Raw genomic sequence first — 20,390 nt, forward strand, 5'->3', positions numbered from 1 at the left:
TCGATTTTAACATTCTGGACCTGTGGCATTTTGGGCACAACCTGATGATCGTACAGGAAATTTTACGAGCAGTTCATAACCCGGAAAGCTTCCCCAGCGTTCCCCGCATCGGTGGCCCCTGGGGCGGAGCGCACCATCCAGCCATGATAGAGCGGTGCGCTGCCGGAACCATCTTTTGGTTGCAACGTCAAAAAGATCGCCACATCAGGAAGTTGTCCCGGCGGGCGGGTGACGCAGGCCTGCACGCTGACAATCAGGTCGCCCGCGGTCGCCTGGCCGCCGACGGGGATGGTCAAGGTCGAGGTGCTGCCATCGGCCTTGCTCAACACCCCGATCTCGGCGGTCTTGCCAGGGACCCAATCATTCGGCGGGGTCGGCGCGACATCGTTGTTGGGCAGCGGGGCGGGGTTGTTGCCGCTGGGGCCTGGCGCCACCGCGCCATTGCCGGCGGGGGCGGGGGCGGGGCGGGTTGAGCCCGTTCGGCGCCGCCGGGGAGACGACCTGCGCCTGCGCGGTGCCGCCATTATCGGTATTCGCGCCATTGCCGTTATCGGCGGCGCCGCTGCCATTATCGGCGTTGTCGCTGCCGGGCGGGGGCAGCGGGGTTTCCACCAGGCCCGGCGGTGGGGCGGGGCTGGGGGCGACGGGCGCCACCGGGGCGGTTGGCGGCGCCGCCACCACGGGCGGCGCCGCCGGCACCAGCACAGCGGGGGCCTGCGTGCCGCCAGCGCCCTGGCCAGGGCTGCTCTGCCCCAGCATGCTCTGCGCGAAGGCCGCGCCGCCGATCAGCGAGACGGCGCTGGCCAGAAGGAGAAGGCGCATTATTTCGACAGCGCCATCGGGTTGCTGGGCTGGGCTGGCGCGGACGCGCCGGCGGTGCCGCCCTGCGCGCCGCTCTGGCCGTTGCTCTGCCCACTGCCCTGGCCGCTGCTCTTGGCGCCGCCGCCATTGCCCATCGAGAAGATGAACTTGCCGAGCAGATCCTCGAGATTCACCGCCGACTGAGTGACCTGGAAGCTGGCGCCGGGCTTCATCATCGTATTGGAGCCACCGGGCGAGATCGAGATATAGGAGCCGCCGAGCAGGCTGTCGGAGGTGATCGAGGCGCTGCTATCCTCGGGCACCTTGATATCGCTATTGATGGCGAGCTTGACCTGCGCGGCATAGGTGGTGGGGTTCAGCGTCTCGGCGGCGACATGGCCGACGACGACGCCGCCGATCTTGACATCCGCGCCGACGCTGAGCGCGCCGACGGAGCCGAACTGCGCCTGCAGCGGATAGCCGCCCGTGTTGACCTCACCCGCCCCACGCAGCGCGTAGAGCAGGAACAGCACGGCGACGATGATGACGGCAAACCCGGCGGCGAGTTCCGGAACGCGGCGGACCATCAGCCTTGATCCGGGGTCCAGGATTCATAATCCGCCGAGGCCGCGGCGCGCTTGCCGCCCATGTAGTCATGACCGGCCGGGCGGTAGCTCGCCGGCGTGCCGGTGAGGTTGGGCTTGTGCGGGCGCTGCCAGGCGCGGGGCGCGGCGGCAAGCGGCGCATCCGTGAGGTGATGCAGCCAGGCATGCCATTGCGGCGGCACCACCGAGGGGTCCTGCACCCCGGCATAGACCACCCAGCGCCGGGCGCGCGGCTTGCCCGGGCGCTCGAAATACTGGTTCCCCGCCTCGTCCCGGCCGATGAAGCGGCCTTTGAAGGTGGTGAGGAAAAACAGACCGGGATTCAGGATCAGGCGCTTGAGGCCAAGCGGCTTTGCCTTATCGGTGGAGGCGGGGCCGGTCGCGGCCGGGCTTTGGGCGGCGTTGCTCATGGCTGTGATATAGGTGAAGCCGCGCGAATGGTCCATCTCGCCGGTGCAACGCAGCGTGACGGCATGATGGAAAAGCTATCCACAAGATTCTGTGGGTCAGGCCGAGATTCAACACAAGATGCACTTTAATTGAGTCATATCAGGGCCTAAACTCGATCCATGGCACAGATCCGAACCGATAAATCCTGGCACGGCGTCAAGCTCGCGACCTTCGAGGCCGCCCCCGATCCGGATGCCGAGACCGTGCTGGTCACGCTGCCCGCCGCCTGGGGCAGGAGGCGGCGAACGCGCTGGCCGCCATTCTGCCGGGCCGGCGGATGCGCCATATCGCCGAGGCGGCGGAGAGCTGGATCGCGCCGATCGCGGCCCGCGCTTTGGCCGCCGGGCTGGGCGAGCGCATCGGCCATGAGCTGCACGCCATGCTGGCCGCGCACCGCGCCAGCCCCAGCGGCAATGTCTGGCGCAACCGCGCCGGTGGGCAGCCGGGCTTTGTGTTTAACCCTTCCGCTTATCTTGATGAGGCGGGCGGGTTCGACTTCGCCGCCCTTGGCCATGACGTGCAGCTGGCGGTGACGGCGCTGACCCTGGCCGCCCCTCCGAGCACCGGCTGCGGCTGGGTTTTACCGATTTCAATTTGTTCCTGGCGCGGCTGGGGCTGGCTTACGACTCGGCGCCGGCGCGGGATCTGGCGGTGACGCTGACCGGCTTCATCGGCGCCGAGGCGGATCTGGCCTCCGCCCGGCTGCTGGCACGCGGCAATGCGCCGGGCACGCGCATCACCGCCCCGGCTTTGCCAGAGGATGGCGTGCTACCCGGGCTGCGCGAAGCGGCTTTGGCGGCGCAGGAGCAGGCGCTCAGCTTCGGCCAGCGCCGGCATGAGAGCCTGCTGGGCTTCCTCGGCGAGGCCGAGATCGAGGCGCTGCTGGGCGCCGAACAGGTGAATTTCGCCCCTGCCCTCTCGCCGCTGAACCAGGATGGCGGGCTGGCGCACTGGGCGTTGCAATCCCTGGCGGCGCGCGGGCTAACGGCAGAGCGGGCGCTAGCCCGGATGCTGGCTGGCGAGGATTTATTCCCGCTGCCCCGCTCGAGCGCCCATGGCGCCATGCACGACGCGCTGGCCGCTCTGGTCCCCGTCATGCCGCGCCGCCCAGCGCCGCTGACTGCCCCCGCCGCGCAGGTCAACCGCGAAATGCTGCCGGCCCGGCGCACCGGCTATACCCAGAAGGTGGCCGTGGGCGGGCACAAGCTGTTCCTCTCCACGGGAGAATATAAGGACGGGCGGCTGGGTGAGATCTTCATCGCCCTGCACAAGGAGGGCTCGGCCTTCCGCGGGCTGATGGATGCCTTCGCCATCTCGGTCAGCATCGGGCTGCAGCACGGCGTCAATCTCTCCACCTATGTCGAGGCCTTCACCTTCACCCGCTTTGGGCCGGCCGGCGTGGTCGAAGGGGACCCGGCGGTGCCGGCCGCGACCTCGATGCTGGATTATGTCTTCCGCAATCTGGCGGTGAATTATCTTGGCCAGACCAACCTCGCCCCGGCCGGCATTGACGCGCCGGATGAGCTGGGCGACGGTGCGGCGGAACGCGCCCCCTTGCTGCCGCTGGACCTGCCGGCCCCGGCCCCGCGCGAACGCCGTCGCAATTTGAAACTGGTGAGCTGAGATGAGCATTTCCGAGCGCCTGGCCGAGCTGGGCATCACACTGCCGCAGGCGATGGCGCCGGTTGCGAATTATGTGCCGGTGAGCATTACCGGCAATTTGGTCACGGTCAGCGGCCAGCTGCCGGCGATCGCCGGCAAGGTCGCCGTGACCGGCAAGCTCGGCGCCAGCGTGGCGCTGGAAGAAGGCCAGCACGCGGCGCGGCTCTGCCTGATCAATGTGCTCGCCCAGCTGCAGGCGGCGTTGCCGAATGGGCTGGAGAGCGTGACCAAGGTGGTGCGGCTCGGCGGCTTCATTTCCTGCACCCCGGATTTCACCCAGCATGCGGTGGTGATGAACGGCGCCTCCGATCTTTCGGTGGCGGTGTTTGGCGAGGCCGGGCGGCATGCGCGCTCCACCGTGGGCGTGGCGTCGCTGCCGCTGGACGCGGCGGTGGAGGTCGAAGGGCTGTTTTATATCGGTTAATTCACCCTCCGCGTGATTTTGACCGTTTTTCTGCCTTTATTATCGCGGTTATAAGTCGGCCATGAGTCATACCGACATCCCGTCCCTGCCTCTGCGCATGGCGGTGAACATCGTTCTGGATGGCGCCTTTGCGGCTTTCGCTGTGGGCGCCAGCTTCTGGCTCGCCAATCCCGCGGCGCCGGTGCCGCACCCGCATATGCTGCCGGTGGCGGGTGCCGGGGCAATCTGGCTGCTCGGCATTCCCTTCGGCCTGTCGCGCCTGCATTGGCGCTTCGTCTCGATGCGCGATCTGATGGGGCTAGGGCTGGCGGCACTGGTGACGGCGCTGATGCTGTGCCTGCTGATGGTCGGGGCGGGCATCGCCCTGCCCTCCGCCTCCTTCCCGGTCATCCTGGCTCTTACCCTCGGCGCGGCGCTGACTGTACCGAAATTGATCTACCGGCTGATCCGCCAGAAGCGCGGCGCGCGGGGCGCGGCCCAGACCGCCCTGCTGGTCGGCGATGGCGAATATGCCGAGATGTTTCTCGCCGCCCATGCCCAGCAGGCCAGCGCGCCCTATCGCATCACCGGGCTGATCTCGCTTTCCGAGAAACATATCGGCCGGCGCGTGCACGGGCTGGACGTGCTGACCGCCGCCGATGGCGCCGGGGACATGCTGGAACGGCTGGCGGAAAAGCCGGATCTGCTCATCGTCACCGCGCCGCATTTCACCGGCGACCGGCTGCAATGTCTGATGCGCGCCGCCGAGGCCCGCAATATCCGGGTGATGCGCGCCCCCAGCCTGACCCGCCTGGCCCGGCCGACCAGAAGATGGCGCTGCAACCGATCGCCATCGAGGATCTGCTCAACCGCCGCCAGGTGCAGCTGGACCGTGCCGCGATGGCGGATCTGATCGCCGGCAAGCGGGTGATGGTGACCGGGGCGGGCGGGAGCATCGGCTCCGAACTTTGCCGGCAGCTGGCGATGTTCACCCCGGCGGAGATTTTGCTGCTGGACAGCTCCGAATTCGCGCTCTGGCAGATCGATCTGGAAATCCGCGAACTGGCCCCGGCACTGCCCCGGCGCGCGGTGGTGGCGGATGTGCGCGATGCGCCGCATATGCGCGCCATCGCCGATGAGTTTCTGCCGGATCTGGTCTTTCACGCGGCGGCGCTGAAGCATGTGCCGATCGTCGAGGCGAACAGGCTGGAAGGGCTGCGCACCAATGCGCTGGGTACCCAGGTGGTGGCGGATGCCGTGGCCGCCGCCGGGGCCAGCCTGATGGTGCTGATCTCGACCGACAAGGCAGTGAATCCGAGCTCGGTGATGGGCGCCTCGAAGCGGCTGGCGGAGATGTATGCGCAGGCGCTGGATGTGCAGGCGCGCCGCAGCCAGCAGGGGCTGCGCTGTGTGACCGTGCGCTTCGGCAATGTGCTGGGCTCCACCGGTTCGGTGGTGCCTTTGTTCCGCCGCCAGCTGGCGCAAGGCGGGCCGCTCACCGTGACTGATCCCGGCATGCAGCGTTATTTCATGACGGTGCGCGAGGCGGTGGGGCTGGTGCTGCAGGCCTCGGCCGTCGGCAGCGGCGCCGAGGCGATCCCCGATGGCGGGATTTTCGTGCTGGATATGGGCGAGCCGGTGAAGATCGTCGATCTCGCCCGGCAGATGATCCGCCTCGCCGGGCTGAAGCCGGATGAGGACATCCAGATCAAATTCACCGGGCTGCGGCCGGGCGAGAAATTATTTGAAGAATTGTTTCACGGCGCCGAGCAGCCGGTGCCGACTGAGCATGAGGGGCTGCTGATGGCCACCCCGCGCCTGGCCGATCTGGCGGCCGTGCGCCGCGCCATGGAGGCGTTGGCCAGGCACGCGGCGCGTGGCGACGAGGCGCAGGCAATGGCGCTGCTGCAGCAGATGGTGCCGGAATTTTTCAGCCCCGCGCCTCTCGCGATTCCGCACGCAGCCGAGTAGTCTGCGGCGTCATGAACGCCCAGGCTTTTCCCCCGATCCCGTTTCTCGACCTCAAGGCGCAACAGGCGCGGCTTCCCGGGCTGAAAGCCCGGCTCGACGCGGTTCTGGCGCATGGGCAATATATTCTCGGGCCTGAGGTGCATGAGCTGGAAGCCAAGCTTGCCAGCTTCTGTGGTGCTGCGCATTGCGTCAGCGTCTCCTCCGGCACGGATGCGCTGCAGATCGCGCTGATGGCCGAGGGCATCGGGCGCGGCGATGCCGTGTTCCTGCCCGCCTTCACCTATACCGCCACTGCCGAAGTGCCGCTGCTGCTGGGGGCAACGCCGGTATTCGTGGATGTCGATCCCCGCACCTTCCAGATGGATCTGGCCAGCCTGGAGGCGCGCATCGCCGCTGTGAAGAAGGCGGGGGCGTTGCGGCCGCGGGCGATCATCGGAGTTGATCTGTTCGGCCAGCCGGCGGACTGGGCCGGGATTGCAACCATTGCGGCGCGCGAGGGGCTGTTTACGCTCGATGATTGCGCCCAGAGCTTCGGCGCCGCGCAAGGCGGGGTACGGCTGGGCAAAGCCGCCGATGCCACCGCCACCAGCTTTTTCCCTTCCAAGCCGCTCGGCGCCTATGGCGATGGCGGCGCCTTGTTCACGCAATCCGCCGAGCGCGCGGCGCTCTATCGCTCACTGCGCACCCATGGCGAGGGCACGACCCGCTATGAGGTGCTGCGCACCGGCATGAATGGCCGGCTGGATACGATGCAGGCCGCCGTGCTGCTGGCAAAGCTCGAGGTCTTCGAGGCGGAATTGGTTCGGCGCGAGGAGATCGCCAAAATTTACGACGCGGCGCTGAAAGACGTGCTGGCGGTGCCGGCGCGGATGCCCGGGAGCCAGAGCGCCTGGGCGGTTTATTGCGTGACGCTGCCAGATGAAGCCACCCGCGAGGCGGCGAAGGCGGCGCTGGCGGCGGCTTCCATCGGCCATGCGGTGTATTATCCCCGTGCCTTGCACCAGCAGCCGGCCTATCAGCCTGCGCATGACGGCCCGGCGCTGCCGGTGGCCGAAAGCCTGGGGGCAAGGGTGCTGGCGCTGCCGATCCACCCCGACCTTTCCGATGAGCAGGCGCAGCGCGTCGCCGCGACGCTGATCCAGGCGCTGGGGGTTAGCCATGCCGCGCGGCGATCTGTTCCCCGATATCGGGCCGTTTGAGACCGGCTATCTGCCCCTCTCCGAGGGCATGTGATGTACTGGGAGCAGGTCGGCAACCCGAATGGCAAGCCGGTTTTGTTTCTGCATGGCGGCCCGGCGCCGGGGCCGGGGCGGTGCATCGGCGGTTTTTCGATCCCAGCATCTGGCGGGTGATCATTTTCGACCAGCGCGGCGCCGGGCGGTCGCGCCCGCTGGGGGGCTGGAGAACAACAATACCCCGCAGCTGATCCGCGATATCGAAACGCTGCGAAATTTCCTGAATATCGAGCGAATGGTGCTGTTTGGCGGCTCCTGGGGCTCGACCCTGGCGCTGGCCTATGCGCAGGCGCATCCCGAGCATGTGGCGGCGGCGATTTTGCGCGGCATCTTCCTCGGCCGGACGCAGGAGGTGGAGTGGTTCCTGCACGGGCTGCAGCGCGTGTTTCCGGACGCCCACGCCGCCTTCACCAGCTTCCTGCCGCCGGAAGAGCGCGGCGATATCCTCGGCAATTATTTCAAGCGCCTGACCGACCCGGACCCGCGCATGCAGGCCGAGGCGGCGCGGGCCTGGAGCGTGTATGAGGGCTCCTGCTCGACGCTGCTGCCGAGCTTCGAGGCGGTCTCCGCCTTCGCCCAAGACCGCACCGCGATCGGGCTGGCAAGGATCGAGGCCTATTATTTCCGCAATGATCTGTTCCTGCCGCCGGGCGGGCTGCTGGCGCATATGCACCGGCTGCAGGGCATTCCCGGCGAGATCGTGCAGGGGCGCTATGACATGATCTGCCCGGCGCAATCCGCCTTCGAACTCGCCGCCGCCTGGGAGCAGGCAAGGCTGACCATCGTGCCGGATGCCGGGCATTCGGCACTGGAACCGGGCGTGCGCACGGCGCTGATTTCCGCCCTTGAGCGCTGCCGGGGGCTGTTATGAGCCTGACCCGCCGCACCTTGCTGGGGGCCGGGCTGGCCCTGCCCTTCGCCCGCCCGGGCCTGGCCGCACAGCCTGCCGCCCCCTGGCCCGGCGCGCTGGTGATGGGCACCGGCGCCCCCGGCGGGGCGTTTGCGATTTTCGCCCCGGCCTGGGGCGAGCTGGTGCAGCGGGAAACCGGCATCGATATCGCCTACCGCACCACCGGCGGTTCCAGCGCCGATCTGCTGCTGATCGAGGAAGGCAAGGCGCAGCTTGGGCTCTCCAGCACGGCGGTGGCGGCGCAGGGGCGTTCCGGCCAGGGCAGCTGGACCGCCGGGGTAAAGCTGAACGGCTTCCGCGCCCTGTTCCCGGCCTATGCCTCCAGCCTGCAGATCGTCGCCTCCACCGGGGCAGGCGTGCGCGAGCTGGCGCAGTTGCAGGGGCAGGTGGTCGGCGTCGGGCCGGATGGCTCCAGCAGCGCCGATACGGTGAAACAGATTCTGACAGCACTGGGCGTGGCCCCTGCCCGGGTGGTGAGCGGCGATTACCAGCAGCAGGTGCTGGCGATGCTGAAAGGCGAGCTGGCGGCCTGCGCCTTTATCGGAGCGCCGCCGCTGCCGGCGCTGAACGCGGCGGCGATGGGGCGGCACCTGGCGCTCATCGGCATGTCCGCCGCGCAATCGGCCCAAGTGGCGCATAAGCTGCCGGGATTTTTCCGGACGGTTCTGAGCGCCGATACCTTTCCGGGGCAGAGCGTGAATGTCGGCACGGTGGGGACATCGAATGTCGCGGTCTGTGCGACCGACCTGCCGGACAGCCTGGCCGAGGCGGTGACACGCGCGGCGCTGAAGAACCGCAAGCTGCTGGGCGTGGCCGTGCCGGCGGCGGGGCATGCGCAGGAGCTGGCGCCGATTTACGCGGCGGGGATTGCGTTTCATCCTGGTGCGGCCAGGGCGTTGCGGGCGGCGGGGTACCGGCTGCCGCAGAAGGCTGTGCAGGGTTAGGCTTGGCGGCCATGACTTTGCTCATACGCGCCGCGACCCTGGACGACCACGACGCCCTTATCGCTCAAATTTGGACACTGAACTGTTTTGAGCAAGAGCTGACCCACGATCGCCGTACAGATTTGGCGGGCGCGCGTGAGACATTGACCGACATGATCGCGGCGGCCAGTGAGGACGGAGCTTTGCTCGTTGCGGAACAAGACGGGACGGTGAGCGGGCATTTATGCCTGCTGTACCAGTCAGACGACGCCTACGTGATCGAAGAGCTGCGTGATCATGCGCTTATTTCAAGTCTGTTCGTCAACGAGCCCTGGCGCGGCAAGGGGATTGCCCGGGGCCTGATCGCGCACGCGGAAGCTCTCTGCAAAGCACGCGGCGTTCAACGGCTGCGGCTATTTACCTTATCTGGCAATGCGCGTGCCCGGCATATTTATGAAGAGGCTGGTTTTTCGGTTCAGGGTTTGGATATGGTGAAGCCGCTTACGTCGTAGAGCATCATGCTTTTTGCTTTATGCTCTCCGACGAGACGGGTTTACCCCATTCGTTCTAAACCAACCGCCCCTCGCGCAGCGTGATCTGGCGGTCCATGCGCGCTGCCAGCTCGGGATTATGCGTGGCGATCAGCGCGGCGGTGTTTTCGCTGCGCACCACATGCAGCAACTCCTCGAACACGATGTTGGAGGTGGCGACATCGAGATTTCCCGTCGGCTCGTCGGCCAGCAGCAGCGAGGGATGGTTGGCGAGCGCCCGGGCGATGGCCACGCGCTGCTTCTCGCCGCCCGAAAGCTTGCCCGGCAGATGCGTCGCGCGCGGACCCAGACCGAATTTTTCCAGCAATTCCATGGAGCGTTGATGCGCGGCCGCCTGCGGCACACCGGCGATCATCTGCGGGATGGAGATATTCTCCAGCGCGGTGAATTCCGCCAGCAGATGATGGAACTGATAGACGAAGCCGATTTCCTGGCGGCGCATCGCGGTGCGCCCGGCATCGTTCAGCTCGGCGGCGTTCTGGCCGCGAATGATCACCGCCCCTGCATCCGGCTTTTCCAAAAGCCCTGCCAGATGCAGCAAGGTTGACTTGCCGGAGCCGGAGGGCGCGACCAGGGCGACGATCTCGCCCGGGGCCAGGGTCAGCTCCGCGCCGTCCAGCACGGTAAGGCCGCCAGCATCGGACTGGTAGGTGCGGCGGACCGCCTTCATCGAGAGCAGATATTCACTCACTGCGCAGCGTCTCCACCGGGTCGATCTTCGCCGCCCGCCAGCTGGGATAGAGGGTGGCCAGCACCGAGAGCACCAGCGCCATCAGCACAATCTCCACCACCTCGCGCCAATCCAGCTCGGCCGGCAGGGATTCAAGATAATAGATGGTCGGGTCGAAGAGTTTCTGGCCGGTGATGTGCTGGATGAACAGCCTGATATCGTTGATGTAGTGGCAGAACAGCACCCCCAGCGCGAAGCCGAAGAAGGTGCCGAGCACGCCGATGGAAGCGCCCGCCATCAGGAAGATGCGCAGCACCGAACCGGAACTCGCCCCATCGTGCGCAGGATCGCAATATCCTTCGCCTTGTCCTTCACCATCATGATCATCGAGGAAATGACATTGAAGGCGGCGACGATGATGATCAGCGTCAGGATCAGGAACATCACATTGCGCTCGACGGTGACGGCGGCGAGGAATGAATCGTTGTTCTGCTTCCAGTCCTGAATATTCAAGGGCTGGCCTGGGAACATGTTGAGGATCGCCTGCTTCACCGCTTCATCGTGATCCGGGTCGGTGACGAAGACCTGGATCTGGCTGGCGCTGCCGGTCTGCTGGAACAAGGTCTGCGCGGCGTCCAGCGGCAGGAAGACGAAGCTCGAATCATATTGCTGCATGCCGGTCTGGAAAATCGCCACCACATGGAAGGCCTGGATCGACGGGATGGTGCCGATGACGGTGGCTTTTCCTTGCGGCAAAATCAGCGAGATTTGCGAACCGACGGAGAGGTTGAATTGCTGTGCCAGCCCGGCGCCGATGGCAATCGCATCGCCGCCGGTGAGGTTGGCGAGCGAACCGGCGACGACATGGTGGGAGACGGTCGGCAGCTGTTTCAGCCCGTCCAGCGTAATGCCGCGCGCGATGCCGCCGGTGGCCCCGCCTTGCGGGCCGGACATCAGCACCTCGCCCTGCGAGATCGGGAAGGCGCCGGTGACATCCTTGATGGTCCGGATCTTCTGCGACATCGCATCATAATTGGTCAGTGGCTGGCCGGCGCCATAGATGCCGATATCGCCATTGAGCCCGAGAATCTGGCTGAGCAACTCCTGGCGGAAGCCATTCATCACCGAGGTGACGATGATGAGTGTGGCGACGCCAAGCGCGATGCCGACGAGCGAGAAAATCGCGATCACGGAGACGAAGCGCTCGCCGCGCCGGGCGCGCAGGTAACGCGCCGCGATCTTCCGCTCGAAGGCGTTGAACATCAGAAGCGAACCTTTGCCAGTGCCTCGTCCACCGGTAGCTCGAAACGCTCGCCCGTGGCGCGGCGCTTCAGCTCCACCATGCGGTTCGCCGCCCCGCGCGGGCCGACGATCATCTGCCAGGGATGGCCCATCAGATCGGCCTCGGCGAATTTCGCCCCGGCGCGCTCCTCGCGGTCGTCATAGAGCGCGTCCTGGCCCAGCGCCTTGTAGAGTTCCTCGCACAGCCCGTCAGTAACGCTATCGCCCTGACGCAGATTGAGGATGGCGGCCTTGAAGGGGGCGATCGCATCCGGCCAGATGATCCCGGCCTCGTCATGCTTGGCCTCGATGATGGCGCCGACCAGGCGGGAGACGCCGATGCCGTAGGAGCCCATCTCGGGGAAGATCTTGCCGCCATCCGGGCCGATGACGCTGAAATTCATCGATTTCGAATATTTGGTGCCGAAATAGAAGATCTGGCCGACCTCGATGCCGCGGCCTTCGCGGCGGCGCGCCTCGGGGATGGTCTCCCAGGTGGCCAGATCATGCTTCTCATCCGTGGCGGCGTAGATTGTGGTCATCTGCTCGTAGAATTTTTCCACGTCGTCATGCGCGAAGGCATCGCCCGCCTCGAAATCCGCATCATAGAACACGCCGGATTCGCCGGTGGGGGCGAGGATGTGAAATTCATGGGAAAGATCGCCACCGATCTGCCCGGTATCGGCGCGCATCGGGATCGCGGTGATGCCCAGGCGCTGGAAGGTGCGCATATAGGCCAGCATCATCTGCTTGTAGGTGATCACCGCACCTTCGCGGTCGAGGTCGAAGCCGTAGCCGTCCTTCATGTAGAATTCGCGGCCGCGCAGCACGCCAAAGCGCGGGCGCACCTCGTCGCGGAATTTCCACTGGATCTGGAAAGCGTTCTGCGGGAGGTCGCGATAGCTCTTCACCGAATCACGGAAGATCGAGGTGATCATTTCCTCGTTGGTCGGGCCGTAGAGCAGCTCGCGCTCATGCCGGTCGGTGATGCGCAGCATCTCCTTGCCGTAGGCGTCATAGCGGCCGGATTCGCGCCAGAGATCCGCGCTCTGGATGGTCGGCATCAGCACTTCCTGGGCGCCGGCCGCCCATTGCTCCTCCCGCACGATCTGCGCGATCTTGTTCAGAACCTTGATGCCCGTCGGCAGCCAGGCATAGATGCCCGAGGCCATCTGCCGGACCATGCCGGCGCGCAGCATCAGCCGGTGCGAGACGATCTGCGCTTCGGCGGGCGTTTCCTTGAGGGTGGGGATCAGGCTTTTGGACAGACGCATGATGAACCTTAAAACAGGGATTGAGGCTTTTCGGTGGCCGGGGGCGGCGGCGCTTGGGCGGGCGCATCCTCGGCCAGCCAGCGATTGGCGGCACGGCGCGCCGGCTGCTCGACGAAGCCGCGCAGCAGGATCGCGAGGATGAAGGTGAGGCCGGTCATGATCAGCGCGAAGAGCGCTTTCTCATCGGTGGGTTGCCAGCCGAGATGACGGAAGAGCTGTACCGTCAGCAGTTCGGCGATGGCGAAGCTCATATAGAAACAATAAGACAGCAGGCCGAGAAAATGCAGCGCTGGGCGGCGGCCGAAAGCCGGCGGGCGCTGCGCGTCATACTGCATATAGAGCCCGAACAGCAGCATCCACAGCCCGAGCACGGTGGCGACATCCACCGTCAGCGCACCGAGCAGGATCAGCGCCGCGCCACCGCCGATGAAGACCCGGCGCCAGACATCATAATCGGCGGCCGCTGAGGCGATACGGACCATCACCATGCCGGCGAGAAATTCCGGAATCAGGCGCCAGAGCCCGGCGGCGAAGGCGAGATTGAGGGTCTCGCCGGCGAAATAATAGATCAGCCCCATCACCGGGAAGACGACGATGGCGAGCTGCAGGGAGACCCCTCGGTCCCAATAGGTCAGCAGCAGCGCGAAGAGCGGGAAGAGCAAATAGCCGGCCCATTCCGTGCTCACCGACCAGGCCGGGTAGTTCCAGGCGCCGAAATGGTCCAGCCCCAGCCCTGCACCAGGAAGAGATTCTCGACGAAGCTGCCGAGGCCGAAACGCTGCGGACTTTGCGGGGCGATACCCAGCGCGCTACCCAGCGCCAGCAAGGCGAGCAGGATCAGCAAGGTGGCCAGATGCACCGGATAGATGCGCGCCAGGCGCTTGCCATAGAAGCGCAGCCAAGCCTGCGGCGGGGCCGGGCGGAATCGCGCATCGACCTGATCCATGTTCGGGGCGTTGAATTCCTGGTGGGTGTGCATCAGCACCAGCCCGGAGAGGATGAAGAACCCGTCCACCCCCATATAGCCATGCCGCACCAGCCCGGCGGCGGGCCCCAGCCAGGCGGAGAAATGCAAATGCAGATCCAGGTGATAGACGAACACCCAGGCCGCGAAGGCGGCACGGCAGATCGTCAGGTCGGTGAGTTCCGGCTTCTGGCTCATCATCGGCGCCCTGCTCTAAATCAATCTTCGGTCAGATAGAAGCTGCGCCGGGGCGCCCAGGACAAAATGGCCGAAAAGAAAGAAGCCCGCCAGCCCATAAGGGCGGCGGGCCAAGTTCAGGGAGGAAACGCCAGTCACACGGCAGGATGAAGAACCAAACTCCATCCGTACCCACATAATGCGCCGCAACATGGAGAGAAAGCCAGAAAAAACACCTCACTAAAAGCAAGTTTTTTAGGCTTCTGGACTAGTTATGCACCGCGTTTAGGCATGATGACTGAAAACCCTTAAAACTCGCCCAATTTTCACTCAAACCTGCAAAATATGCACCTCGACCAGAGGACGCTTGCCCAGCTTCTTGCCGACGATGCGGCGCAGACCGGCCCGGGCTGCGTCGGCGAAGGCGGCCTCGTCCTGGCGCAAGGACGGGGCGAGGTCTTCCAGAAGCTCCTGGAATTCCTCCTCAAAAGCGCGGCGCTGGCGGGCATCCAGCTCCTCCAGCAGGCCGGGGCGGAAATTTGCGGGGTGCCGCGCAGCGCCCCCCTGGAGTCGATGGCCAGGCTGCCGACAACGACGCCATTGAACAGCATGCGCTTGCGCGCCGCGAGCACGCCGCCTTTCAGCGGCACGATGCGCTCGCCATCCACCACCAGCCGGCCGGTGGGCACGCTATCCACCACCGCCGGGCCGTTGCCGCCGAACAGCACCACATCGCCATTCTCCACCAGCAGCGTCTCGATGCCGTTTTCCTTGGCGAAGGCCGCCTGGGTGGAGAGGTGACGCCATTCGCCATGGGTCGGGATTATATATTTCGGCCGGACCAACTTGTAGAGCTTGCGCAGCTCCTCACGCGCCGGGTGGCCGGAGACATGAACGAACTCCTCGCCATCCACGATCACCTCGACCCCGCGCCGTGCCAGCTGGTCCTGCACCGTGAAGATGGCGCGCTCATTGCCGGGGATGGTGCGGGCGGAGAAGATCGCCTTGTCGCCCTCGCCCAGCACGGCGTAGCGGTGGGTGTCGGCGGCGATGCGAGCCATGGCGGAGCGCGGCTCACCCTGGCTGCCAGTGACCAGCAGCAGGAGATTGTCATCCGGGATCGCGCCGATCTCGTCCTCGGGCACGAAATCCGGCACATCGCGCAGATAGCCGGCCTCCTGGGCGGCGGCGATGTAATTATTCAGGCTGCGCCCGACCAGCGCCACATGTCGCCCGGCGATCTCGCCGGCGGCGATGATGCTGGCCACGCGCGCGACGTTGGAGGCGAAGCAGGTGACGGCGATGCGCCCATCCAGCTCCGGCAGCAGCGCCTCGAAGCTCTTTTTCACATCGGATTCCGAGCCGGAATGGCCCTCGACCATGGCGTTGGTGGAATCCGAGACCATGGCCAGCACGCCCTTATCGCCCAGTTCGCGCAAGGCGGCCTCGTCCGTCACGTCGCCGATGACCGGGCCGTTATCGAACTTCCAGTCGCCGGTATGCAGCACGGTGCCGTAGCTGGTGGTGATCGCCAGCGCCTGGGCCTCAGGCGTGGAATGGGTCATGCGGATATAGCGCAGGCTGAACGGGGCCAGCTCAAAGGCGCCCCGGGCGGGATGATGTGGATCTTCACCTCGCGGTGGAAGCTCACCTCCTGCAGCTTGCGGCGGATGACGGCGGCGGCGAAGGGGGTGGCATAGACCGGGCAGCGCAGCTGCGGCCAGAGCCGGGCGATGCCGCCAATATGGTCCTCATGCGCATGGGTGATAACCAGGCCGAGCAGATCCTCGCGCTGCTGCGCGATGAAGGCCGGGTCCGGCAGCAGGATTTCCGCCTCCGGCGTCTCCGGCCCGGAAAAGCCCATGCCGCAATCCACGGCCAGCCATTTGCCGTCACAGCCATAGAGGTTGAAGTTCATCCCGATCTCGCCGGTGCCGCCGAGCGGCACGAAGATGAACCCCGCCTCGGCCTCGTCGATGACGGGGGCGGTCTTGCCTTTGGATTTAGCCACGAATTGGTCTGCTCCTCGCGTGTCGTCAGTCAGTTTCAAGGAACCGCGCGCGATCGCGCGGCAAAGAAGGGGGCTTATTGCGCATGGAGAGCAGGCGCAACCCTTCCAGCGTCAGGTCTGGGTCAATGGCGGTGAATTTGGCGGTGCCTTCGGCGAAAAGCGGGGCGAGGCCGCCGGTGGCGATGGCTTTCAGCTTCGCCCCGAACTCGCCCTCGATGCGGGCCAGCAGCCCCTCGATCAGCCCGATATAGCCCCAATAGATGCCCGATTGCATGGCCGGCACGGTATCGCGTCCGATCACCATCTGCGGCCGGCCGATGCCGATGCGCGGCAGCCGGGCGGCGGCCTGGTGCAGCGCCTCGATGGAGAGATTGATACCCGGCGAAATGGCGCCGCCGATATAGGCGCCGGTTTCGTCCACCACATCGAAGGTGGTGGCGGTGCCGAAATCCACCACCACCAGCGGCCCCTGGTAATGCTGGTGCGCCGCCAAAGCGTTGAGCAGACGGTCCGCCCCGACCCCTTCGGGGTTGGCGGTCTTGATCTGAAAGCCCCAATCCAGCGCGGCGCGGGCCACCAGCGGCTCGGCCTCGAACCATTCCCGGCAGAGGCGGCGCAGATGGTACAAGGCGGCGGGGACGACGGTGCCAATGACGGCGCGGGTGATTTCCTGGGCGGAGATGCCGGCGCGGGCCAGCAGCACCTCCAGCCAGACGCCATATTCATCCGAGGTGCGCTGGGCGGAGGTCGCCAGCCGCCAATTGCCCCGCCATTGCGTGCCGTCATGCACGGCGAACACGATATTGGTGTTGCCTGCATCGATGACCAGAAGCATCCGCCCCTCCTCGCTCTTACCCGTTCGCCAGCAAGACTTCGCCGGTATTGAGCGCCTCGATACGATTTTCGCACTGCAACAGCAATTCACCGGCGGGCGAGAGACCGGCGAACAACCCGCTGCGGCGCTGGCCGGCGAAGGCGATATCAAGCTTGGTGCCGAGCGGATGGCCCAGCGCCAGCCAGGCGGCGCGGATCTCCTCGCCCGGCGCCTCCAGCAGCGGCTCCAGCCGGGCCAGGATGGCGCGGGCGGCGTCCTCCGGGGCCAGGACCAGCCCTTGCGCGGCCAGGGCCGTGGTGCGCCTTCCGGGGATTTCCGGGGCTTGGCGCAGATTGATGCCGATGCCGATGACCAGCCAGTCCAGCCGGGCACCGTCAGGCACCGCGTCGATCAGGATGCCGGCGAGCTTGGCGCCGTCGCAGAGAATGTCATTCGGCCATTTCAGCGACAGGCCCTGCGCCCCCTGCCCCGCCAGCGCCTGCGCCACGGCGATGCCGGCGATCAGCGAGAACAGCCCGGCTTCCGCCGCCGGACGGGCCGGGCGCAGCAAAATGGAGAGGTTGAGATTGCCTTCCGGCGCGCTCCAGGCCCGGCCGCGCGAGCCGCGCCCGGCGGTCTGGCGCAGCGCCAGCACCGCGAGGCCGGAGGGCTCACCCGCCTTGGCGCGGGTGACCACAAGATCGGAGGTGGACCCCAGCTCCTCGTAACATTCGAGGCGCCAGGGGATCACCCCATCAGCGCTTTCGCGGCTTCGCCGGCCACCGCCATCAGCGGGCCGGGGAGAATGACGAAGACGATGGTGGCGAAGGCGCCGACCGCCATCACGAACCCGGCCCCGGCGGAGACGCGCTCGAAATTCGGCTGGCCCTTATCGAAATACATCACCTTGATCACGCGCAGATAATAGAAGGCGCTGACCACGCTGGCGACGATACCGATGATGGTGAGCGTATCCAGCCCGGCATTGAAGGCGGTGGCGAAGACGTAGAGCTTGGCGAAGAAGCCGGCCAGCGGCGGAATGCCGGCCATGGACCACATGAACACCGCCATAGCGAAGGCAAAGCCAGGATGCTCGGAGGCGAGACCGGCGAGATCGCTGATCTTCTCCACAGATTGGCCGTTGCGGCGCATCGCCACCACGCAGCCGAAGACGCCGAAGGACATCACCACATAGATGGCGATATAGACCAGGCTGGCCTGGATGCCGTCCACCGTGCCGGTGGCCAGGCCCATCAGCGCGTAGCCCATATGGCTGATCGAGGAATAGGCCAGCAGGCGCTTGATATTGCTCTGGCCGATGGCGGCGAGCGCGCCGATGACCATGGAGAGCACCGCCAGGATCTGGATCAGCGCCGACCACTGGCCGGTGAGATGCCCGAACGGCCCGGCCATCACCGAAAGGAACAGCGCCATGGCGGCGGCCTTCGGCGCGGTGGCGAAGAGAGCTGTTACGGAAGTAGGCGCGCCCTCATACACATCCGGCGCCCACATATGGAACGGGGCGGCGGAGATCTTGAAGGCGATGCCGACCAGCACGAACACCACACCGGCAATGGTGCCGACACCGGCGGTGCCGCTGCGGAACACTTCGCCAAGTGCTGCGAAATTGGTGGTGCCGGCGAAGCCATAGACGAGCGAGATGCCATAGACGAGCAGGCCGGAAGCCAGCGCGCCGAGCACGAAATATTTCAGACCCGCCTCTGTGGAGCGTAGATTATCCCGCGCCAGCGCCGCGCAGATATAAAGGGCGAGCGATTGCAGCTCGAAGCCGAGATACAAGGTCAGCATGTCGGCGGCGGAGATCATCGCGATCATGCCGATGACGGCGAACAGCACCAGGATCGGATATTCGAACCGGGCAATGCCTTCGCGCTTATTGTAATCGACCGAGAGGATCAAAGCCGCGATGGCGCCGAGATAGACCAGCGTATCCGCAAAGCGGGTGAACAGGCTGGTCTTGAACAGACCGTTCCAGATCAGCGTGTCCGGTGCCAACAGATTGACCACGGCGGCAACCGCCAGCAGCACCACGGCGCCGAAGGTGACGGCCGGGGTGGTTTCGGATTTTTTCGCCAGCACGCCGCCGGTCAACAGCACCATGCCGCCAAGGCCCAGAACCAGGGCCGGGAGGAGAGCGTAGAGTTCGGTCATTTTGCGGTCACCATGGCCAGCGCCATATGCGGGTTGAGGGCAGCGGAATGCGCCTGCACGAGGGCGTTGATCGGCGCATCGAAGGCATGGGTGAAGCTGGAGGATAGACGCCCAGCCACATCACCAGCACCGCCAGCGGCAGCAGCATGGCGTATTCACGGCCCGTGAGGTCTTTCAACCCCGCCAGCTCAGGCCTCGCATATTTCTCAAAGAGAACCGCGCGCACCAGCACCAGCGAGTAGGTGACGCCGAGCACCATGCCGGCACCGCCGAGCAGCGAGACCCAGAAATTCACCTTCAGCGCGCCGACGATGACCAGGATTTCACCGATGAAGCCCGACGTGCCGGGCAGGCCCATATTGGCCAGGGTGAAGAACATCAAGGCCGCCGCGAAAACCGGCATGTTGCTGGCCAGCCCGCCGAGATTTTTCAGCGTCAGGCTCTGGCCACGGGCGGTGAGGATGCCGGCACAGATGAACAGCCCGGCGATGACGAGGCCGTGGCTGAGCATCTGGAACAAAGCGCCCTCGATGCCTTCCACCGTGAAGGTGAACAGCCCGATGATGATGACGCCCATATGCGCGACCGAGGAGTAGGCGATCATGCGCTTCATATCCGTCTGCGCCAGCGCGACATAGGAGATGTAGATCACCGCCACCACGCCCAGTGTGAACATCAGCGGCTCGGCGGCGTAGGAAGCGTTGGGCAGCATCGGCAGGGCAAAGCGCAGGAAGCCGTACGCGCCCATCTTGGAGAGCACGGCGGCGAGCATGATGGTGCCGGGCACCGGGGCCTCGCCATACGCGTCCGGCAGCCAGGTATGCAGCGGCCACACCGCGGCCTTCACGCCGAAGGCGGCGAGGAAGGCGAGGAACAGCCACATCTGCGCATGCGCCGGGATGGCGGCATGGGTGATCACCGCGATGTTGGTGGTGCCGAGATGGCGCCAGATCCAGACCAGGGCCAGCAGCATGAACAGCGAGCCTGCCAGGGTGAAGACGAAGAATTTCACCGCCGCGTAGATCCGGCGTTCCCCGCCCCAGACGCCGATGATGAGATACATCGGCAGCAGCACGGCTTCGAAGAAGATGTAGAAGAGCACGAAATCCGTGGCGGCGAACATGCCGATGGTCATCGTCTCCAGCAGCAGCATCGCGGCGAAGAAGGAGCGCGCGCGGGTCTTGATGCCGTTGCTCGAGAGGATGGCGATCGGGTCAGCACCAGGGTGAGCAGGATGAGGAACAGGCTGATGCCGTCCACGCCCATGCGATATTCGACATTGATGCCCGAGAGCCAGGGCATCGCCTCGACGAACTGGTAGCCGGCGATGCCGGTATTGAACTGCGTCCAGACATAAACGCCCAGAACCAGCACCAGCACCGAGAAACCGAGCGCGATGGCCCGCGCCCGGCAGGCGATCTTCGCCTCATCGCCGCTCAGCGTGGCGATGATGAAGGCGCCTAGCAGCGGCAAATAGGTGATCAGCGAGAGGATGGGAAAACCAAGCTGGTTCATA

General features: G+C 65.8%; 21 protein-coding genes and 3 pseudogenes. 9 read left to right on the plus strand and 15 right to left on the minus strand.

All coding sequences use genetic code 11. The annotated features are described in order from the left end of the window. Positions 1 to 62: 62 nt before the first annotated feature. Genes GT370_RS11835 through GT370_RS11850 form a run of 4 tightly spaced genes read right to left on the minus strand, consistent with a single transcriptional unit; the run spans position 63 to position 1,852 of the window. Positions 63 to 434, minus strand: a complete 372-nt coding sequence (locus tag GT370_RS11835) for a DUF2155 domain-containing protein (protein WP_144052749.1) — start codon at positions 432 to 434, stop codon at positions 63 to 65. Continuing rightward, a complete protein-coding gene (locus tag GT370_RS11840) occupies positions 361 to 822 on the minus strand; it encodes a hypothetical protein (protein WP_270183110.1) in 462 nt (153 codons plus the stop codon). Before GT370_RS11840 ends, GT370_RS11835 begins: the two co-directional genes overlap by 74 nt. Then, positions 822 to 1,388, minus strand: coding sequence for an outer membrane lipid asymmetry maintenance protein MlaD (gene mlaD / locus GT370_RS11845; protein WP_234731014.1), 567 nt, complete (start codon positions 1,386 to 1,388; stop codon positions 822 to 824). Before mlaD ends, GT370_RS11840 begins: the two co-directional genes overlap by 1 nt. After that, positions 1,388 to 1,852 carry an NADH-ubiquinone oxidoreductase subunit NDUFA12 family protein gene (locus GT370_RS11850; protein WP_008494421.1) on the minus strand — a complete coding sequence of 155 codons (465 nt, stop codon included), beginning with the start codon at positions 1,850 to 1,852 and terminating at the stop codon, positions 1,388 to 1,390. The genes mlaD and GT370_RS11850 overlap by 1 nt, the downstream gene beginning before the upstream one ends. Positions 1,853 to 2,133: 281 nt before the next feature. Between GT370_RS11850 and GT370_RS11855 the strand changes: the two genes are divergently transcribed. The 9 genes and pseudogenes from GT370_RS11855 (at position 2,134) to GT370_RS11895 (ending at position 9,472) form a co-directional block, all read left to right on the plus strand. After that, positions 2,134 to 2,511: a hypothetical protein gene (locus GT370_RS11855; protein ID WP_270183111.1), complete on the plus strand. Its 378-nt coding sequence runs from the start codon at positions 2,134 to 2,136 to the stop codon at positions 2,509 to 2,511. After that, the gene (locus GT370_RS11860) at positions 2,451 to 3,479 is read left to right on the plus strand and encodes a TSCPD domain-containing protein (protein ID WP_270183112.1); all 1,029 of its coding nucleotides are present in this window, start codon (positions 2,451 to 2,453) and stop codon (positions 3,477 to 3,479) included. Before GT370_RS11855 ends, GT370_RS11860 begins: the two co-directional genes overlap by 61 nt. A 1-nt stretch (position 3,480) precedes the next feature. Continuing rightward, positions 3,481 to 3,942 carry a RidA family protein gene (locus GT370_RS11865; protein ID WP_008494419.1) on the plus strand — a complete coding sequence of 154 codons (462 nt, stop codon included), beginning with the start codon at positions 3,481 to 3,483 and terminating at the stop codon, positions 3,940 to 3,942. A 61-nt stretch (positions 3,943 to 4,003) separates the two neighbouring features. Further along, positions 4,004 to 4,834: a nucleoside-diphosphate sugar epimerase/dehydratase gene (locus GT370_RS11870; protein WP_270183113.1), complete on the plus strand. Its 831-nt coding sequence runs from the start codon at positions 4,004 to 4,006 to the stop codon at positions 4,832 to 4,834. Further along, the gene (locus GT370_RS11875) at positions 4,753 to 5,892 is read left to right on the plus strand and encodes a UDP-N-acetylglucosamine 4,6-dehydratase family protein (protein ID WP_270183114.1); all 1,140 of its coding nucleotides are present in this window, start codon (positions 4,753 to 4,755) and stop codon (positions 5,890 to 5,892) included. Before GT370_RS11870 ends, GT370_RS11875 begins: the two co-directional genes overlap by 82 nt. 11 nt (positions 5,893 to 5,903) lie before the next feature. After that, the gene (locus GT370_RS11880) at positions 5,904 to 7,091 is read left to right on the plus strand and encodes a DegT/DnrJ/EryC1/StrS family aminotransferase (protein WP_270183115.1); all 1,188 of its coding nucleotides are present in this window, start codon (positions 5,904 to 5,906) and stop codon (positions 7,089 to 7,091) included. After that, positions 7,051 to 7,998: pseudogene (gene pip / locus GT370_RS11885) on the plus strand (prolyl aminopeptidase). The gene GT370_RS11880 and the pseudogene pip overlap by 41 nt, the downstream one beginning before the upstream one ends. Then, positions 7,995 to 8,981: a TAXI family TRAP transporter solute-binding subunit gene (locus GT370_RS11890; RefSeq protein WP_234731019.1), complete on the plus strand. Its 987-nt coding sequence runs from the start codon at positions 7,995 to 7,997 to the stop codon at positions 8,979 to 8,981. The pseudogene pip and the gene GT370_RS11890 overlap by 4 nt, the downstream one beginning before the upstream one ends. Positions 8,982 to 8,992: 11 nt before the next feature. Further along, positions 8,993 to 9,472 carry a GNAT family N-acetyltransferase gene (locus tag GT370_RS11895; protein WP_168118424.1) on the plus strand — a complete coding sequence of 160 codons (480 nt, stop codon included), beginning with the start codon at positions 8,993 to 8,995 and terminating at the stop codon, positions 9,470 to 9,472. 55 nt (positions 9,473 to 9,527) lie between these two features. Here GT370_RS11895 and GT370_RS11900 read toward each other — a convergent pair whose 3' ends face one another. From GT370_RS11900 to GT370_RS20880, 11 genes and pseudogenes are all read right to left on the minus strand, one after another. Further along, positions 9,528 to 10,181 (minus strand): ABC transporter ATP-binding protein, encoded by a 654-nt coding sequence (locus tag GT370_RS11900; protein WP_083878719.1) that lies wholly within the window; start codon positions 10,179 to 10,181, stop codon positions 9,528 to 9,530. Between the two features lie 13 nt (positions 10,182 to 10,194). Beyond that, positions 10,195 to 11,444 (minus strand): annotated as a pseudogene (locus tag GT370_RS11905) (lipoprotein-releasing ABC transporter permease subunit). Next, positions 11,444 to 12,736, minus strand: coding sequence for a proline--tRNA ligase (proS, locus tag GT370_RS11910; RefSeq protein WP_008494410.1), 1,293 nt, complete (start codon positions 12,734 to 12,736; stop codon positions 11,444 to 11,446). The pseudogene GT370_RS11905 and the gene proS overlap by 1 nt, the downstream one beginning before the upstream one ends. Positions 12,737 to 12,744: 8 nt before the next feature. Continuing rightward, the gene (locus tag GT370_RS11915) at positions 12,745 to 13,422 is read right to left on the minus strand and encodes an acyltransferase family protein (RefSeq protein WP_270183117.1); all 678 of its coding nucleotides are present in this window, start codon (positions 13,420 to 13,422) and stop codon (positions 12,745 to 12,747) included. Next, positions 13,419 to 13,901, minus strand: coding sequence for an acyltransferase family protein (locus GT370_RS11920; RefSeq protein ID WP_270183118.1), 483 nt, complete (start codon positions 13,899 to 13,901; stop codon positions 13,419 to 13,421). Before GT370_RS11920 ends, GT370_RS11915 begins: the two co-directional genes overlap by 4 nt. A gap of 306 nt (positions 13,902 to 14,207) precedes the next feature. After that, positions 14,208 to 15,855: pseudogene (locus GT370_RS11925) on the minus strand (ribonuclease J). 58 nt (positions 15,856 to 15,913) lie between these two features. Continuing rightward, positions 15,914 to 16,723, minus strand: coding sequence for a type III pantothenate kinase (locus GT370_RS11930; RefSeq protein WP_008494407.1), 810 nt, complete (start codon positions 16,721 to 16,723; stop codon positions 15,914 to 15,916). Positions 16,724 to 16,739: 16 nt separating this feature from the next. After that, on the minus strand, positions 16,740 to 17,453 hold the full coding sequence (locus tag GT370_RS11935; protein WP_008494406.1) for a biotin--[acetyl-CoA-carboxylase] ligase: 714 nt from the start codon (positions 17,451 to 17,453) through the stop codon (positions 16,740 to 16,742). Next, entirely contained in the window at positions 17,450 to 18,874 is a 1,425-nt protein-coding gene (nuoN, locus tag GT370_RS11940) for an NADH-quinone oxidoreductase subunit NuoN (protein ID WP_008494405.1), read from the minus strand. The genes GT370_RS11935 and nuoN overlap by 4 nt, the downstream gene beginning before the upstream one ends. A gap of 7 nt (positions 18,875 to 18,881) precedes the next feature. Beyond that, positions 18,882 to 20,027 carry a complex I subunit 4 family protein gene (locus GT370_RS11945; RefSeq protein WP_333489932.1) on the minus strand — a complete coding sequence of 382 codons (1,146 nt, stop codon included), beginning with the start codon at positions 20,025 to 20,027 and terminating at the stop codon, positions 18,882 to 18,884. Further along, a complete protein-coding gene (locus GT370_RS20880) occupies positions 20,006 to 20,389 on the minus strand; it encodes a hypothetical protein (protein ID WP_333489933.1) in 384 nt (127 codons plus the stop codon). The genes GT370_RS11945 and GT370_RS20880 overlap by 22 nt, the downstream gene beginning before the upstream one ends. Position 20,390: the final 1 nt, after the last annotated feature.

This window comes from Acidocella sp. MX-AZ03 (genome assembly GCF_027626035.1).
Lineage (GTDB): Bacteria > Pseudomonadota > Alphaproteobacteria > Acetobacterales > Acetobacteraceae > Acidocella > Acidocella facilis.

Coding starts and splice junctions, on each gene's coding strand:
- GT370_RS11865 (WP_008494419.1), top strand. CDS start 3,481: ATGAGCATTTCCGAGCGCCTGGCCGAGCTGGGCATCACACTGCCGCAG.
- GT370_RS11920 (WP_270183118.1), bottom strand. CDS start 13,901: ATGATGAGCCAGAAGCCGGAACTCACCGACCTGACGATCTGCCGTGCC.
- GT370_RS11870 (WP_270183113.1), top strand. CDS start 4,004: ATGAGTCATACCGACATCCCGTCCCTGCCTCTGCGCATGGCGGTGAAC.
- GT370_RS11945 (WP_333489932.1), bottom strand. CDS start 20,027: ATGCTGCTGCTGGAGACGATGACCATCGGCATGTTCGCCGCCACGGAT.
- GT370_RS11850 (WP_008494421.1), bottom strand. CDS start 1,852: ATGGACCATTCGCGCGGCTTCACCTATATCACAGCCATGAGCAACGCC.
- GT370_RS20880 (WP_333489933.1), bottom strand. CDS start 20,389: ATGAACCAGCTTGGTTTTCCCATCCTCTCGCTGATCACCTATTTGCCG.
- GT370_RS11880 (WP_270183115.1), top strand. CDS start 5,904: ATGAACGCCCAGGCTTTTCCCCCGATCCCGTTTCTCGACCTCAAGGCG.
- proS (WP_008494410.1), bottom strand. CDS start 12,736: ATGCGTCTGTCCAAAAGCCTGATCCCCACCCTCAAGGAAACGCCCGCC.
- GT370_RS11895 (WP_168118424.1), top strand. CDS start 8,993: ATGACTTTGCTCATACGCGCCGCGACCCTGGACGACCACGACGCCCTT.
- GT370_RS11900 (WP_083878719.1), bottom strand. CDS start 10,181: ATGAAGGCGGTCCGCCGCACCTACCAGTCCGATGCTGGCGGCCTTACC.
- GT370_RS11890 (WP_234731019.1), top strand. CDS start 7,995: ATGAGCCTGACCCGCCGCACCTTGCTGGGGGCCGGGCTGGCCCTGCCC.
- GT370_RS11930 (WP_008494407.1), bottom strand. CDS start 16,723: ATGCTTCTGGTCATCGATGCAGGCAACACCAATATCGTGTTCGCCGTG.
- GT370_RS11840 (WP_270183110.1), bottom strand. CDS start 822: ATGCGCCTTCTCCTTCTGGCCAGCGCCGTCTCGCTGATCGGCGGCGCG.
- nuoN (WP_008494405.1), bottom strand. CDS start 18,874: ATGACCGAACTCTACGCTCTCCTCCCGGCCCTGGTTCTGGGCCTTGGC.
- GT370_RS11875 (WP_270183114.1), top strand. CDS start 4,753: ATGGCGCTGCAACCGATCGCCATCGAGGATCTGCTCAACCGCCGCCAG.
- mlaD (WP_234731014.1), bottom strand. CDS start 1,388: ATGGTCCGCCGCGTTCCGGAACTCGCCGCCGGGTTTGCCGTCATCATC.
- GT370_RS11855 (WP_270183111.1), top strand. CDS start 2,134: ATGCGCCATATCGCCGAGGCGGCGGAGAGCTGGATCGCGCCGATCGCG.